Here is a 17,149-nt window from a genome sequence, read left to right as displayed (position 1 = left end):
TTATATAATTTGGATTTACCGTTAATCATAAGTATTATTATTACGATGCTCTTCTCAGCTTTCTTTTCTGGGATGGAGATAGCCTTTGTTTCTTCAAATAGGATGTTAGCTGAAATGGACAAAAATCGCAATAGTATTACTCAGCGTATTGTCGATTTCTTTTATCATCATCCTAACGATTTTGTTAGTACAACGTTGGTGGGTAACAATATTGTGCTTGTTGTTTACGGTATTTTGATTGCCCATTTCTTTGATAGCACCATATTTGTAGGGTTGGAGTCTGGATATAGGGTGATGGCAGACACAATATTGTCTACGATTATTGTCTTGTTTGTGGGAGAGTTTATGCCTAAGACGCTTTTTAAAAGCAACCCGAATAAGCTCCTTGCATTCTTTTCACCATTGGTGTTTGTCTTTTATATCATCCTGTGGCCTATTAGTAGATTGTCTACGTTCCTTTCTAAAATCTTATTACGCCTACTTGGGGTAAAGATAGATACAAGTAATGGTGTCGGTGAGTTTTCAAAAGTCGATCTTGATTTCCTTGTTCAGTCAAGTATTGAGAATGCTAAGAGCGACGATGATATAGAAGATGAAGTGAAGATTTTTCAGAACGCATTGGATTTCTCTGATACAAAGGTGAGGGATTGTATGGTTCCTCGAACAGAAATCAATGCTGTTGAGAAGAATTGTACGTTGGAGGAATTAAAACAGAAATTCATTGAGAGTGGTAATTCCAAGATTATTGTTTACAATGAAGATATTGACCATGTAGAGGGATATATACACTCTTCGGAAATGTTTCGTGACCCTGCACATTGGACTGACCATATCAATTCCATTCCCTTTGTTCCTGAAACGATGGCTGCTCAACGTTTAATGCATATGCTCTTACAGGAAAAGAAAAGTCTTGGTATCGTTGTAGATGAGTTTGGAGGTACTAGTGGACTAGTCTCTTTGGAAGACATTGTGGAAGAAATTTTTGGTGATATAGAAGATGAACACGACAATATGAAATATATTTCCAAGAAAAATGAAGATGGAAGTTACACGTTGTCGGCTCGGTTGGAAATTGATCGAGTGAACGAACTCTTCGATTTGGCGTTGCCAGAAAGTGATGATTATATGACTATAGGAGGCTTTATTTTACACGAATATCAGAGCTTTCCAAAGTTGAATGAAGTGATACAAATCGGTAAATATAGATTTAAAATCATCAAGAATACTATGACAAAAATAGAATTAGTGCGACTTTGGATAGATAAATAATAGCGAATTAGTCTACTTAAAAATAGTTTAACCTATTCAAACAATGAGGAAAATAGCTTATAAGGTAAGCTTTTATGGTAGAAAAGTTACTCTATTTATATTTTTATTGCTATTTTTGTAGCCACTTTGTATGATGAAAAAACATAAAAATAAATAAACATAATAAAGTAATGGCAGCATTAGGAAAAATTAGAAGCAAAGGTGTGACCTTGATTATCATCATTGGTCTAGGTCTTTTTGCCTTCATTGCCGAAGAGGCGTTTCGCTCTTGTGAGACAAACCGAAACAATCAACGTCAACAAGTCGGTGAAGTGTTAGGTGAGAAAATCAATGTACAGGATTTTCAAAAGTTAGTTGATGAGTATACTGAAGTAATTAAAATGCAGCAGGGAACTCAAAACCTAAACGATGAGCAGTTGAACCAAGTGAAGGATATGGTGTGGAATACTTATATCCAGTCTAAGCTTGTTGAAAACGAAGCAAAGGAACTTGGATTGACAGTTACCGATAAGGAGATGCAGAATATTTTGAAACAGGGAACTAATCCAATGTTATTGCAGACTCCTTTTGTTAATCAACAAACTGGTCGTTTTGATGCTAATGCTTTGCAAAAGTTCCTTGCAGAGTATAAGGCACAGAAGACAGCGAATCCTCAAATGGCACAGCAATATGAAACCATTTATAAGTATTGGACTTTTATAGAGAAGACTTTGCGTCAACAAACATTGGCACAAAAGTTCCAAAATCTATTGGCTCATAGCTTTTTGTCTAATCCTGTAGAAGCTAAGATGGCATTCAAGGATGCTACAGAAGAAAATCAAATTCAATTGGCTTCATTGCCTTATAGCAGTGTTTCAGACGATAAAGTGAAGATTTCTGATGCAGATTTGAAAGCGAAGTATGATGAATTGAAACCTCGCTTTAAGCAGTATGTTGAAAGTAGAGATATTAAGTTTATTGATTATCAGGTAACAGCTTCTTCTAATGATAAGTCTGCAATCAATAAGCAATTTGCTACTTATGCTAGTGAGTTGGCTGTCGCTGCTGATCCTGCGGAAGTTGTTCGTAAGAGTACCTCTTTGATTAGTTATCTTGGAATTCCTGTAGCAAAGACTGCTTTCCCCTCTGATATTGCGCAACGTTTGGATTCTATGGCTGTAGGTCAGACTTTTGGTCCTTCTGTAAACCATCAGGACAATACTATGAATATAGTGAAACTAGTTGCAAAACAGCAGTTGCCTGATTCTATTCAGTATCGTCAGATTCAAATTAGTGGCGCATCCGTAGATGTAGCTCGCAAGACTGCTGATTCTGTGTATACTGCTTTGAAGAGTGGAGCTGATTTTGAGGCATTAGCTAAGAAGTATGGCCAAACTGGCGAGAAGACTTGGATGACCACCAATCAGTATCAGAATGCTCCTTCCATGGATAATGATACGAAGACATTTATCAACAGCTTGAATACCATGGCAGTAAATGGAGTCGTTAATATTCCTGTTACTCAAGGTAATATTATCCTTCAGGTCGTAGATCGTAAGGGCATGATTAATAAGTATACTGCGGCTGTTATCAAGAAGAATATAGAATTCTCTAGAGAGACTTACAGTGCAGCTTATAATAAGTTCAGCTCTTTTGTAAGTGCAAATCAATCTGCCGAAGCTATCTTGAAGAATGCACAAGCTAGTGGATTTAAGGTTCAAGAGGCTAATGATGTTACAACTGCTCAGCATTATTTGGCTAATATACATAGTACACGTGAGGCTTTGAAATGGTTGTTTGAGGCTAAACAGGGTAGTGTTTCTCCTATGTATGAATGTGGCGATAACGACCACTTGTTGGTTGTAGTGCTTACAAAGATTCATCCTATCGGTTATCGTACTTTGGAAGACAATCAGGTAAAGGAAGTCGTCAAGGCTGAAGTGTTGAAAGATAAGAAGGCTGAAGTGTTATTGGCAAAACTTCAAGGTGCCAATACTGTGGCTGCTGCAAAGGCTAAGGGTGCAACTGTTTCTCCTGTAAATCAGGTTACATTTGCTGCACCAGTATTTATTCCAGCAACAGGTGCTAGTGAGCCAGCTCTTAGTGGTGCTGTTGCTGCTACGAAGAAAGGACAGTTTAGTGCTAAACCTGTGAAAGGTAATGCCGGTGTTTATGTGTTCCAAGTCATGAACAAGCAGGCTGGTTCTACTAAGTTCAATGATAAGTCAGAGGAACAAAAACTTCGTCAGAAAGCTCTTCAGTATGCTGGGAATTTCATGAATGAACTTTATATGAAGGCAAAGGTTGTTGATAACCGTTATTTGTTCTTCTAAGTATTGCCTAGAATTGAAAGTGTTATATTAAGTAACATCTCTTTGATTAGATATAAGCTCCGGCCTAAAACAGGTTGGAGCTTTATTTTGTAGCATCTAGTAGAAAGTTTATAGAGTAGTACAAGGAATCAATACATTAGCAACAATAAACATTCTAGAATTTCTTATTTATATCTTATTTGCATTATCTTTGCACTGATTAGCCTGTAGAATGGTTGATAGTTTAGAAGATACCATCTTACTATTAGATATTAAATCGAAGGAAATTAAAGATATGAAACTAATTAGTTGGGGGTTTATTGGCTGTGGAGAGGTCACAGAGAAGAAGTCTGGACCGGCTTTCAACGAGATTGAAGGCTCTCATGTTGAAGCAGTCATGAGTAGAAGTGAAGAGAAAGCCCGTTCTTATGCAGAGCGTCATCATATCAAAAAATGGTATACTGATGCCCAAGAGTTGATAGACGATTCCAATATCAATGCCATTTATATTGCCACTCCACCATCTAGTCATGCCACATTCGCTATTATGGCGATGAAGGCAGGAAAGCCCGTATATGTAGAAAAACCACTTGCTTCCAGCTATGAAGATTGTGCTCGAATCAATCGGGTAAGTGAGCAGACTGGTGTACCTTGTTTTGTTGCGTATTATAGACGGTATCTTCCTTATTTCCAAAAAGTGAAGAATATTATCTCTAGTGGAACTATTGGCAAGGTGACAAATGTTCAGGTGAGATTTTCTGTACCTCCGAGGGATTTAGATTATAGTAGTGCTAAGAATCTTCCTTGGCGTCTTCAACCCGATATTGCTGGTGGTGGATACTTCTATGATTTAGCTCCTCATCAGCTCGATTTGTTACAAGAACTGTTCGGAGTGATTACACGGGCACATGGGTATTGTGCCAATCGTGCTCATTTGTATCAAGCCGAAGACACTATCAGTGCTTGTTTTTTGTTTGAAAATGGCCTACCCGGAAGTGGTTCTTGGTGTTTTGTTGGGCATCAAAGTGCCAAAGAAGACCGAATAGAAGTTATTGGCGACAAAGGCATGGTATCGTTTTCTGTATTTAACTATGATCCAATCATGCTTGTTACAAGTGCAGGGACGACAAGTATTACAGTTCCTAATCCAGACTATGTACAGTTACCAATTATCAAGACTGTGACAGAAGACTTACAAGGGATTGGTGCTTGTACATGTACTAGTGTGAGTGCTACCCCTGTCAATTGGGTTATGGATAGAATTTTAGGTAAACTTTAGATAGACAGTGTTGAAGAAATCACTCTTCTTATTTTTGATTTTTATGTTTGTTGGTGCCCTTTCTTTATGGGCACAACTTGATACTGTGCATCATGAGAAGCGCAGTACATTCAATCGGATATATGAGGTTGTCAAGGAATTTAGCCGTGTAGATACCCATTATATAGAGCCGCAGCATTATAATTTTACAGTCATGTTGCAGAATACGAATACTTATGAGATGTATTGGTTGCGTTCTAGACAAGGAACTACAATGCGATTGTCTCCTAAACCGAGTATAAAGATAGGGCCTTATATCGGTTGGCGGTGGGTGTTTTTAGGCTATACCATAGACCTTAGTCATTTGTCGGATGGTAATAATCGTAAGGAGTTCGATTTGAGTTTGTATAGTAATCAGATAGGAATTGATTTGTTCTACCGCAAGACAGGTGATGATTATCGAATCAGTGAGTTGGAAGTTGGCAGTGGAATTGATACATCTCCTTTGGATAAAGCTTCTTTTGATGGATTTAAAGCGAGTGTAAAAGGTTTTAATCTGTATTATATTTTCAACCATAAAAGATTTTCTTATCCGGCAGCCTTTAGTCAGAGCACTTGTCAAAAGATTAGTACCGGTTCGCCCCTTGTTGGTATTGGGTATACACACCATTCCTTAGATTTGGATTGGTGTAAGCTATACGATTTGGCAGAAGAACGACTGAATAGTGCTGTCGTTGAAACGATAAAGGCCGATACGAGTCTGTTGGCCTCAAAAATTAATTATTCTGATTTTTCAGTAATGGGTGGTTATGCTTATAACTGGGTTTTTGCCAAGAACTGGTTATTTGCTGCTTCGCTGTCTTTAGCCTTAGGATATCAGAGTAGTAAGGGAGATGAAGCACACAAGAGCTTTAGTTTTCGTAACTTTACTTTCAAGAATATGAATCTAGATGGTGTCGGTCGTTTCGGTATCGTGTGGAATAATACGAAATGGTATGCAGGGACAAGTGCCATTCTGCATACCTATAATTACCATAAAAGCCAATTCCATGCCAATACTACATTTGGGAATTTAAATATCTATGTTGGCTTTAATTTTGGTAGAAAATAGTCTCATTTGATTTCTATAACTCGTATTCCGATTTGTATAGGATGCTTGCTCATGTAGGTTCTCAGCAGCATTGGCTCTTCTACTACTTTTTTTCGGATTTGTGAGGCATTCAGCATGTGAAGTCCATCTCGATGCCATACGGCTATTCCAATATGCGAAGTATCTAGTCCGCGCTTGTTGGTGATGATTGCAATGATATCTCCATCTTTAATTGAGTTTTTGAATAGGGAGGTGTTTGCAATTGTCTTCTTGGGTATATAGCGATATGTCAATCCGTTTAAATCTTTTTCCATGCGAGCTATAGCTGTTTTCCATGTCGAGTTTTTCACTAACATAGGATAGTATTGAGGGTGCTCGCTCATGTAGCTCACATTTATTTTCTGTATACCAGTGAAAGGTGCTTTTGTTGTTTGTCTATCTTTTACCAGTCCTAATTTGGTATTACTGATAATCCATTCCGTAAAATAATGATGCCTGTTTGTGTAGTGAATACTTCCTTGTTCATATCTGATTGTTTGCAGATAATGGCAGAAGTCCTTAAAGGTTATCTGTTTTTTCTTTGCACATAAAGTTAAAGCAAGTACATTTTCTACATAGGTAGTGCAATCCAATTCTCTCAGATTGATGACCAATTTTTCGCTTTGATTATTTTCTAGAGTCTTGGCTACATAGGGTATATTGACTAATTGTCTAGCAAAAAACAATACGTAATTTGTATTAGCTTTCCGTGTCTTAGCCTGTTTCAACAGTGATACCACTTTTGTGCTATCATATTTTGTATATTGTATTTGCTGGGCAGCCGCTTTAGCAACGATTGTATTTAGGCTGATGATAATGAATAAAAGTTTCCTATACATATTAAAGTCTTACTACTTGTTTTACTCCGCGAATCGTCTGGAGCTTCTTGATAAGTGAATTAAGCATATCTATATTCTCAAGCATCACGACCACATTGCCATTGAAGATGCCGTCATGAGAATCTATATTGATGGAACGCATGGAGAGTTTATCCTCCTTCGAAATGATATTGGTAATGTTATTGACGATACCTATATCATCATTCCCCACGATATGAAGTGTGATACTATATTGATTTGTACCTTTCCCACTCCATTTTGCCTTTACAATTCGATAGCCGAATCGTTTACGTAATTCAGGCGCATTGGGACAGTCTGTGCGATGAATGGTGATACCTCCATTGACTGTTACAAAACCGAAGACGGAATCTCCATAGATAGGATGGCAACATTTTGCCAATTTGTAGTCAAGACCTTTCAAGTTCTTATCAATCACCAATACGTCATCATTCTGCTTTAGTATCCTCGCATCTGGATTATCGTATTGGTAATTCTCCGCACTTTCAGCAGCTTTGGGAGCATTGAGATTCAAGTCGTGGTCTCTGACTTCTATATATTTCTCTATAATATTATTGGTATCGAGTTTCTCGTCGGCAATATCTTTATAGAAGTCTGAATTCTCCTTATAGCCCAACTTCTTGATGAGATGAGCCATGATGCTCTCTTCAATCTCTAGTTTCCGATTTTTAAATCTGCGCTCTAATAGTTCTTTGGCAAACAAACCGTCCTTGGCTTGCGTCTCTTTTAGGGCAAGTCTAATCTTCGCTTTGGCTCTGCTGCTTTTTACAATATTGAGCCAATCTCTCTTTGGCCGTTGATTATTTTGGGTAATAATCTCAATGGAATCTCCCGAATGTAACTGTTCTCGAAACGAAACTGCCTTCCCGTTGACGCGCCCACCCACGCATGTATTCCCAATACCGGAATGGATATGGTAAGCGAAGTCGAGTATGGTAGAGCCTTTGGGAAATTTCAGAATCTCGCCTTTGGGTGTAAAGACGTATACTTCGTCCTCATATAAGTCGAATTTGAATTGATCCATCAATTTCAAATCGTCGTTATTCTCGAGTGCAGCTCTAATGTTTGCGAGCCACTCGTCAATACCTCCCTCGCTCTTAATCCCTTTGTAGCGCCAGTGGGCAGCTAGTCCGTGCTCAGCAATCTCATCCATTCGCTCTGTACGGATTTGTACTTCTACCCATTTGTTTTCCGGTCCTAGTACAGTAATATGCAAACTTTCATATCCGTTACTCTTTGGTACGCTTAACCAATCTCGCAAACGTTTTGGGTTGGGTTGGTACATATCAGTGATGATAGAATAAGCTTGCCAACATTGCATTTTCTCTTTTTCTAGAGGAGAGTCAAGGATGATTCTGATTGCGAACAAGTCATATATACCTTCAAAGTTACACTTCTGCTTCTTCATTTTTTGCCAAATGGAGTGTATACTCTTTGTACGGCCCTTCATGTGGAATGACAAACCGGCTTGTTTCAACTTCTCGTCGATAGGTTCGATGAACCGCTGGATATAGGCGTCTCTGCTTTTTTTAGTTGCGTTGAGCTTATCCTTAATTAGATAATAAGCATCATGCTCAAGATATTTCAGGCTGAGGTCTTCTAGTTCGCTTTTAAGTTTGTAGAGTCCTAGTTTGTGGGCGAGTGGGGCATAGAGGTAATTTGCTTCTTCACTTACTTCTTGCTTATGCTCTAGCTCGTTCGTATCACGAATTTGTCTCATCAGGTTGACTCTGTCAGCAATCATAATGAGAATGACACGCATGTCTTCGCTGAATGACAATAGCAAGTTCCTGAAATTTTCACTTTCTATGATAGGATTCTTGGCATAGAGTTCATGGATACGGCATAGGCCTCTAATGATGCGGAAAACACCGCCTCCGAAATCTTCCTCAATGCGGGTTAAGGTATCCGAATCATTCGATATACTGGTGTATAGCAATATTGCTAAGACACCATCACGTTTGATACCGATCTCAGAGACCGCAAGTTGGGCGGTTCTGAGACTTTCAAGTATCGGGTTCAGTCCGAATACATCTCTCTGAATAATATCGGAAGCCATGGCCGTGTAGAGGTAATGTTTCACTTTATTCTCGTCGTCTACCATCAAGCAGTCTGTCAGGCTTTGACGTAATAGACGCCTTAATTGCAGGGCTTCGGCCTTCTCTTGGGGAATGAATTCAAACTTATTATTCATAAAGATGTAGCTACTTTTATTGGTGTTGTTCCCGTAGTAAATCGTTTACAGTTTTGACGGGATTAAATGTACTGAGTGGAACTTCCACGAAAACGGTATTCCAATCACTCATAGCACCATTCCACAGACCGGGAAGTTCGAGTGCTTTCAGAACTTTACCGTTCTTGCTCTTGTGGCTGATGAAACCGGTAGACTTGTCTACAAAATCCGGTAAATAGAAGTGATTCCCTTGATAATCTTTTATTGCACATACCAAGTCTACAGGATTGAAGTGGGTACCTTCGGTAAACATCTTGCTGTATTCGGTATTATTGGTATCTATTTGGGTGCTTTCCAGTATTTGTAGACTGACAGAGCCATCGCTGTTGTAGACCAAGAAAGGACCACCGCCCGGTTCTCCAACATTCTTGACCACTCCACAAACTCGCATGGGGCGATTCAACTTGTTCTTGAGATAGATTACCAATTCGGCATCTTCCAACATCTTAATGTCTGACTTTCGGCAACATAAATCTTGTTGTACGAATCTGATGATTTCCTCTAGTGTAGCGTGGTTGTATTGTCCACTCTCAAGCGTTCTTAGATAGTGGAAAGCTTGCTTTTGCAGAGTGACGAGAATACCCGCAATGAGTTGCTTGTAGACAATGGTATCTTCTTTGAGCCGGTCGGGAACTACATTGTCGATATTCTTGATAAATGTTACGTCAGCATCTATGTCATTGAGGTTCTCAATCAATGCACCATGACCACCCGGACGGAAGAGCAGGCTGCCATCTTCGTTCCTAAAAGGCGTATTATCGGGATTGGTAGCAATGGTATCTGTATTAGGTTTCTGTTCAGAGAATGATACATTGTAATGTATATTAAATTCCTTCTCATAAAAAGCTTGTTTTTGGGCAAGTCTTTGTTTGAAGAGTTCTAAGTGGTCATGGCTTACAGTGAAGTGGATGTTAGCCTCACCTTTTGAATCGGCATAGAGTGCCGCCTCCACCAAATGTTCTTCCATGGGAGTGCGTGCTCCCTCTTCGTAGTTATGGAAGAGCAGCAGACCTTTGGGTAGGGAACCATAGTTGAGCCCTTCCTCGTTCAGCATGTTAGCTACGATATCCTTGTATTGTTTGTTTTTTATCAGTGTCGGGATATCCTTATGGGTATTCTTCTTGCAGCAATCGTTGAGTGTCTCGTAGAAAGCAAAGTTCTGTATATGCTCGAAATAAGTCTTTTCGAAATCTGTTTCTGGCTTATCGTAATCAGCTTGCAAGAATGCAAACATGTTCTTAAACATTCTGCTGGCTGCACCACTTGCCGGTACAAATTTTACAATTGTGTGTCCTTCTCCCTTATATGTATTCCATGCCTTAATATAGGCATCGCGTTCTTCGGGTGTAGGGGCAATAATTCCTCTACTGGTAGAAGCTGCTTGCTCTAATCGGAGAAATGGAAAACCACTTTCAATTTCTTTGAGCTGATGCTCTACTTGTTCTTTTGTCATTCCGTGATTGGAAATCTGTTTTAGGTCAGATGGTGATAGATTCATATTGTTAAGATTTTATATTACGAAATTATGGTTGTGCTTATCGCATGTAAGAATAATGGATAACCTCCACAATTCTGTTCATCACAAAGATAATATTTTTGTAGTTATTGACAAAGGAAATGCATCTATAATTCCCAACTTTATGATGCCTTTACGCTTGTATTTGTTTAATTCACAAGTTGATAATCCTATTAGATAGCATTAATATACAAGTTGGGTTTCTTATAAAGAAATATATTGATTTTGTAATCAAAGGAATATTCATTAATTTTGCATCTCAAATTATCGCTCTTATTCATGATATTTTTCAGTTACGAGGATGGAACTACGACAAGAAAGGTTATTATCTATAAAAGCTTGCTAATGGATATATCAATGGATAGGATTGGGTAAATAATCAAAATACAACTAACGAAAATGGCAAATACCAAATCATGTTATAGTTTATATACGACGAGCAACCTATTGAAATTGCATCATGTGTGGAAAGAACTTTATGATAATAATGAGTCACTGGGTGTTTTTCAGGCGTATTTTTATAATAAGTGTATTTGGGTACAGCATTTATTGCGCATTTTTGGTAAAAAGCGTTATCCGCTTTTTGTAGTGATTTACCATCATGAAACACCGCTGCTTATAGCCCCGTTGAGTGTTTCGGTAAAGCAAGGTGAATTACCAACTCTCTTCAATGAAATACAGGGATGTGATGTCGCAGAGTTTATCTATCGTGATACCATAACCGATGAACAGATAGATGCATGCATCGACCTACTCACGGAGCGGTCTGGAATCATCAAGATGACACGTTTTGCTGTTCAATCTAAGGTCTATCAGCGATATATAGAGCGATACCCCGATACAGAGGTGACTTTTTACCCTTATGTTAATATTCCCTTTAGTGATAGTTATGATGATTATTACCAAGGTTTGAGTAAGAGTGCACGCCAAAATCTGCGCACCTCATATAATAGGTTGAAGAGTGATGGACTAGAGTATCGGCTTATGGTAGAAGGTGGGCATCCTCTCTGCTTGAAAGAGTGGAGTAAGTTCTATTTCTTTTATACAGATAGGCAGCAGGAGAAATACCGTAAGTACAGAGGCCTCAAAAAGTATATGAAGATGTTCACCAAGCACGATTGCGTAAGTATTAGAAACTGTAGTAACAATTTCATAGCAACTTTATATTATAACGAACAGATTGCTGCCTTATTGATGGGGATGGTGAGTCGTGATGGTACACGGGTAGTGATACCATGGTTGGCTATTGATGGTAAACTTGGAAGGTATTCGCCGGGTTATCAACTAGTTAATGAGACCATTAAATATTGTATGGAACATACATCAATACGTCATCTTGATTTGAGCTGAGGCGATGAAGGCTATAAAATAACTATGGGAGGCGAGTTGTATCACACTGCCTATTTTGAAATGAAGAAACGAGGCTAGAGTGGGATAGAGCATTTTTAGGCAAGTCACCAAAGGAAAATATTGGAGACTTGCCTTTTATTGTTGCAACAGAAATTCTTTGAAATCTTCAAATCTGATGCTCATGGGGATAATTTGCTTTTGTCCTTTCATAAACTTAGCCAGTGGTTGAGGAATCTCAATATCAGTTTTGAGGATGCTATCAACTTGTTCTTTGAACTTGGCTGGGTGAGCAGTCTCCAGAAATACTCCCACTTCGTTTGCTTGTAGATTTATTTTCAGTGCTTCATAGCCACATGCACCATGTGGATCGAGCACGTATTGATTGGTTCGATAGCAGTCGGCCATGATTTGTTTGATGTCTGTATCGGAGTAAGTTGCTCCGGATATTGCCGCTTTAATAGCATTCCAATCACCTTTGTATAAGTCTATAATTCTTGCAAAGTTGCTTGGTGCGCCCACATCCATGGCGTTGGCAATTGTCTGTTTGCTTGGTTTAGGCGAGTAGATACCAGTCTGCAAGTATTGATAGAAGATGTCGTTAGCGTTATTAGCAGCGATGAATCTCTTGATAGGGAGTCCCATGTGCTGGGCAAACAATCCTGCTGTGATGTTTCCGAAGTTCCCGCTCGGAACGCAAACTACCATCTCTTTTCCATCTAGTTGGTGGAGTTGCTTGAGTTGAGCGTAGGCATTGAAATAGTAGAATGCTTGTGGTAGAAATCTAGCAACGTTGATGGAGTTGGCACTAGTAAGCTTCATGTGGTTGTTCAACTGGTTATCCATGAAAGCTTGTTTGACCAAAGCTTGACAATCATCGAACACCCCGTCTACTTCTATGGCTGTAATATTCCGCCCTAGCGTTGTAAACTGGCTCTCTTGGATGCTACTAACTTTTCCTTTAGGATATAATACATATACGTGAATACCGTCGACGCCAAGAAATCCATTGGCTACGGCGCTACCCGTATCTCCACTGGTGGCTACGAGTACATTGACTTGGTCATGGCTTTCTTGTTTGATGAAATATTGTAATAAACGCGCCATAAATTTGGCACCTACATCTTTAAAAGCAAGTGTCGGACCGTGGAATAGTTCGAGGGCATATATGTTTTCTTCTACTTTTACAACTGGTGTATCGAAGCTCAATGTATCAAAGACAATTTGTTTGAGAGCATTTTCCTCTACATCTTCACCGAAGAAAGCTTTGGAAACCTCGAATGACATTTCCTGAAATGAAAGATTTTCAATGTTATCGAAGAAAGAGTGGGGTAGTCGTTTAATGGTTTCGGGCATATAAAGCCCCTTGTCCGGAGCTAATCCTTTGACTACAGCTTCGTGCAAAGTTGCCCATGGCGTCTGCTTGTTAGTACTATAGTATCTCATAGCTTTCTGTTTTAGAGCTTCATGAATGTTTCCATGAATTGGTTTAGATAGATAAGTCCGTAACCTCCTTCTACACAACTTGTTTCGTCATATAGTTGAACTTTGTCTGGAATAATCTCTTTGTGCCAAATCAAGAAAGGTACGGCCTCTTTTACATGAGTTCTGATTTCTACAGGTGTAGGATGGTCTGGGAGCACCGCAATACACACAGGCGTGTCCCAATTCTTAACTTCATGATAGATGGGCTCAACTATTCTATGGTCAAGATTTTCTATTGTTCGGAGCTTTAACTCAAGATCTCCGTCGTGTCCGGCTTCATCGCTGGCCTCTAAATGCAAGAAGACAAAGTCTTGTTTCTTAAGTGCTTCAATGGCAGCTTGAGCTTTTCCTTCGTAGTTTGTATCAGCTAATCCGGTGGCACCCGGTACCTTAATAATGTCTAAACCTGCGTAGTGCCCGATTCCACGAATCAAGTCTACGGCCGATATACAGCTTCCTGCCTTGATTTGGGGGTATAGTTGCATCAGTGTTTGCATGTTCGGGCGGTAGCCACCACTCCATGGCCAGATGGAATTTGCTTTCTCTTTTCTGTCTTTATTGAATGGATGTTGCGCTAAAAGTTGCTGACTTCTCAATATAAGGTCGTTGAGTAGGTCGGCTGTTTCTTGCGCACTCATTCTTCCATCTTTTCTATCTTCCTCTTCGGAATCTTTATAATTCTTTTCTGGTTTGATGAGTAAAGGCATCCATTCTTCATTGGGATGGTCGTGTGGTGGTGCACATTCCAAGTGCTTGTTTCCGCCCTTGATGACTAATAAATGACGATACTGAATACCAGTAATGAACTTAATTTTGTCGTTGCCTAGTTCTTTATTCAGGTATTGAATGAGCACATCGCCCTCTTCAGTGGTCAGATGTCCGCCATGATGGCTCTTGATTCGTCCGTCTTCCAAACTCACAATATTGCATCGAATAGCCATGTCTTCGAGTGCCATATCATATCCGATAGATGCAGCTTCCAATGGCCCACGCCCTTCGTATACCAAATTAAGGTCGTAACCGAGAATAGATGTATTGGCCACTTCGCTACCCGGATGGAATCCTTCTGGGATGGTCATCAGTCGCCCGGTTCTTCCTTTACGAGCCAACATGTCCATGTAGGGAGTGTCAGCATATTGAAGAAGGGTCTTATTACCCAATCTTGCGACAACATGGTCAGCCATGCCATCGCCTAAAATAATGATATGTTTCATCTATTTTAGATATTGGCAATTGACATGATGTTGGCAAATACACCGGCGGCGGTAACACTTGCCCCCGCACCATAACCTTGTATTTGCATAGGATATTCTTTATAGCGCTCTGTTGTCAATAAGACAATATTGTTACTTCCTTCCAAATTGTAGAAAGGATGGTTATGATCGACTACTTGTAGAGCCACGTTGGTCTTTCCTCTGTCCATGGTTGCAACAAATCTCCAGCGTTTTCCTTCTTGTTCCAAAGCCGATCTGCGTTTTTCGAAGTCGGAATCTAGTGTTGGCAGATTCTTCCAAAAATTCTCTACATTGCTCTCGAAGAACGAGTCTGGGACAAACAATTGTTTCTCTACATCTTCTTGTTCGACCTTGTAACCGGCTTCACGGCTAAGAATAACGAGCTTGCGTATCACGTCGGTTCCGCTTAAATCAATGCGTGGATCGGGTTCCGAGTAGCCTTGTTCCTTTGCTCTTCGTACAGTTTCTGAGAATGGTACGGTGCTGCTTATTTCATTAAAGATAAAGTTAAGAGTCCCGCTTAGAACAGCTTCTATCTTCAATATCTTGTCTCCGGAGTTTCTTAAATCGTTGATAGTACCTATGATTGGAAGGCCGGCACCCACGTTTGTCTCGAATCTAAACTTCACTCCGCGGGTCAATGCAGTCTTCTTGAGCTTCAAATACTTATCGTATTCGCTTGAGGCAGCAATCTTGTTAGCTGCAATGACACTGATATTATGTTCCAGAAGTCGCTGATATAGCGCCGCAATATCTTTACTGGCCGTGCAATCAACAAACACGCTGTTGAATACATTCATCTCCGTGATAGTCTCATACAGTTTCTCCGGCGAACTGGCTTCGCTTGCTTTAAGCTCCTCTTGATACTGATTGAGGTTTAATCCTTCGCGATTATAGATGGCTTTTTTGGAACTTGCGATACCGACAACGTTCAATTTCAGTCCGTTGGTTTCCTTTAATGTTTCGTATTGTTTTTTGATTTGCTCAATCAGTTTGCCTCCGACAGTGCCTACACCACATATAAATAGGTTCAATACCTTATATTCAGAGAGGAAGAAAGAGTCGTGCAATACATTTAAACTCTTTCGTAATGAAGCAGAATCTATAACAAACGAGATGTTGGTTTCGCTGGCTCCTTGGGCACAAGCAATCACACTGACACCGCTACGGCCTAATGTTCCGAACAGTTTGCCGGCAATACCGGGCGTATGTTTCATATTTTCACCAACGATTGCAATGGTTGCTAATCCTTTCTCTACGTGCATTGGAAACATTGCACCATCTGTTATCTCATTGGCAAATTCTTTGTTTAATACATCAACGGCTTCGTTTGCATCTTGGTCGCGTACACCTATTGAGGTCGAATTCTCTGATGAAGCTTGACTCACCATGAACACACTGATGCCTCTGTTGGCCAAGGCTGTGAAGATACGGCGGTTTACACCGATAACACCAACCATGGATAGGCCTGTAACAGTAATCAAAGAAGTTCCTTTGATAGAGCTAATACCCTTGATAGGTTTACAATCATTCTCTATCTTACTTTTGATAATGGTGCCCGGATTTTCCGGGTTGAAGGTGTTCTTCACCCTTATTGGTATATTTTTAACGCATACCGGATAGATTGTAGGAGGATAGATGACCTTTGCACCGAAGTTACAAAGCTCCATAGCCTCGATATAACTCAATTCGTTGATGGTATATGCGGTCTTGATAACACGCGGGTCTGCCGTCATGAAACCGTCTACATCTGTCCATATCTCAAGTACTTCGGCATCTAGAGCGGCGGCAATAATGGATGCGGTATAGTCGCTTCCGCCACGTCCAAGGTTCGTTGTGCGCCGCGTATGCACGTCTCTACTGATGAATCCCGGTACCAAACTGATGCGTGGAAGGTCGGCAAATGCTTCCTTCACAAGCTTGGCCGAAAGTTCACTCTCAAGCATCCGCCTGCCATTTATATATTCTGTCTTGATAAAATTACGGCTATCAAACCATTTCGCCCCATTGATAAGAGTGGCTACAATGTTTGAACTTAGGCGTTCGCCATAGCTCACAATGGCATCTTGAGTCTTTTCACTGAGGTCGTGAATAAGATATACTCCGAAATAAATAGACCGTAATTGCTCTAGTAGGGAATCGATTGTTGTGAAGAGCGCCTCGCGTTTTGTGGGGTTGGTAATAATGGTATCCACCATCTTGTGGTGCCTGTCTACCATGGAGGCAAATTCGTCTTTCCATGTCTCATCGCCTTTTAGGGCGAGTTGAGCGGTTGTTAATAACTGGTCGGTGATGCCACCTAGTGCGCTCACTACGACAATAACAGGCTGCTTTTTGGCTTCGTTCTCAACGATACGTTTTAAGCTTAGAATGCTCTTTACGGAACCTACAGATGTCCCGCCAAATTTAAGTACTTTCATTTTAAAGATGTTTATGTAATGCTCCGACATCCCTAAAACAAGCAGGGTGTATCGAAACTTAGTGGCAAAAATAATGATAAAAATGTCAATGACCAACGTTTTTGACAAT

Annotated in this window: 11 protein-coding genes; 5 read left to right on the top strand and 6 right to left on the bottom strand. The window is 40.0% G+C overall.

What is annotated here, in order from left to right; all coding sequences use genetic code 11:
- Window positions 1-9 precede the first annotated feature (9 nt).
- The 4 genes from HMPREF0671_RS02160 (at window position 10) to HMPREF0671_RS02145 (ending at window position 5,929) form a co-directional block, all read left to right on the top strand.
- Window positions 10-1,269, top strand: coding sequence for a hemolysin family protein (locus HMPREF0671_RS02160; protein ID WP_036896457.1), 1,260 nt, complete (start codon window positions 10-12; stop codon window positions 1,267-1,269).
- A 170-nt stretch (window positions 1,270-1,439) separates the two neighbouring features.
- Entirely contained in the window at window positions 1,440-3,581 is a 2,142-nt protein-coding gene (locus tag HMPREF0671_RS02155; protein WP_036896455.1) for a peptidylprolyl isomerase, read from the top strand.
- A 274-nt stretch (window positions 3,582-3,855) separates the two neighbouring features.
- The gene (locus HMPREF0671_RS02150) at window positions 3,856-4,839 is read left to right on the top strand and encodes a Gfo/Idh/MocA family protein (RefSeq protein ID WP_036896524.1); all 984 of its coding nucleotides are present in this window, start codon (window positions 3,856-3,858) and stop codon (window positions 4,837-4,839) included.
- A 43-nt stretch (window positions 4,840-4,882) separates the two neighbouring features.
- The gene (locus HMPREF0671_RS02145; protein WP_052052761.1) at window positions 4,883-5,929 is read left to right on the top strand and encodes a DUF4421 domain-containing protein; all 1,047 of its coding nucleotides are present in this window, start codon (window positions 4,883-4,885) and stop codon (window positions 5,927-5,929) included.
- Between the two features lie 2 nt (window positions 5,930-5,931).
- Here the strand turns inward: HMPREF0671_RS02145 and HMPREF0671_RS02140 are convergent, their stop codons facing one another.
- Genes HMPREF0671_RS02140 through HMPREF0671_RS02130 form a run of 3 tightly spaced genes read right to left on the bottom strand, consistent with a single transcriptional unit; the run spans window position 5,932 to window position 10,535 of the window.
- Complete coding sequence (locus HMPREF0671_RS02140; protein WP_036896453.1) at window positions 5,932-6,786, bottom strand: N-acetylmuramoyl-L-alanine amidase-like domain-containing protein; 855 nt, start codon at window positions 6,784-6,786, stop codon at window positions 5,932-5,934.
- A 1-nt stretch (window position 6,787) separates the two neighbouring features.
- Window positions 6,788-8,998 carry a bifunctional (p)ppGpp synthetase/guanosine-3',5'-bis(diphosphate) 3'-pyrophosphohydrolase gene (locus tag HMPREF0671_RS02135; protein WP_036896451.1) on the bottom strand — a complete coding sequence of 737 codons (2,211 nt, stop codon included), beginning with the start codon at window positions 8,996-8,998 and terminating at the stop codon, window positions 6,788-6,790.
- Window positions 8,999-9,014: 16 nt separating this feature from the next.
- Window positions 9,015-10,535 carry a DUF4301 family protein gene (locus HMPREF0671_RS02130; RefSeq protein ID WP_036896448.1) on the bottom strand — a complete coding sequence of 507 codons (1,521 nt, stop codon included), beginning with the start codon at window positions 10,533-10,535 and terminating at the stop codon, window positions 9,015-9,017.
- Between the two features lie 417 nt (window positions 10,536-10,952).
- Here HMPREF0671_RS02130 and HMPREF0671_RS02125 point away from each other — a divergent pair, with 417 nt between their 5' ends.
- A complete protein-coding gene (locus tag HMPREF0671_RS02125; RefSeq protein ID WP_084589705.1) occupies window positions 10,953-11,903 on the top strand; it encodes a GNAT family N-acetyltransferase in 951 nt (316 codons plus the stop codon).
- A gap of 135 nt (window positions 11,904-12,038) precedes the next feature.
- Here HMPREF0671_RS02125 and thrC read toward each other — a convergent pair whose 3' ends face one another.
- The 3 genes from thrC to thrA are packed head-to-tail and all read right to left on the bottom strand — an operon-like array spanning window position 12,039 to window position 17,040.
- Window positions 12,039-13,346: a threonine synthase gene (thrC, locus tag HMPREF0671_RS02120; protein WP_036896443.1), complete on the bottom strand. Its 1,308-nt coding sequence runs from the start codon at window positions 13,344-13,346 to the stop codon at window positions 12,039-12,041.
- Window positions 13,347-13,357: 11 nt separating this feature from the next.
- Window positions 13,358-14,599: a cofactor-independent phosphoglycerate mutase gene (locus HMPREF0671_RS02115; RefSeq protein WP_036896442.1), complete on the bottom strand. Its 1,242-nt coding sequence runs from the start codon at window positions 14,597-14,599 to the stop codon at window positions 13,358-13,360.
- 5 nt (window positions 14,600-14,604) lie between these two features.
- Window positions 14,605-17,040 (bottom strand): bifunctional aspartate kinase/homoserine dehydrogenase I, encoded by a 2,436-nt coding sequence (gene thrA, locus HMPREF0671_RS02110; protein WP_036896522.1) that lies wholly within the window; start codon window positions 17,038-17,040, stop codon window positions 14,605-14,607.
- Window positions 17,041-17,149 lie beyond the last annotated feature (109 nt).

It is taken from the genome of Prevotella sp. S7 MS 2, from assembly GCF_000762865.1.
Taxonomy (GTDB): Bacteria; Bacteroidota; Bacteroidia; order Bacteroidales; family Bacteroidaceae; genus Prevotella.
This window is presented reverse-complemented; position numbering and strand designations above follow the sequence as displayed.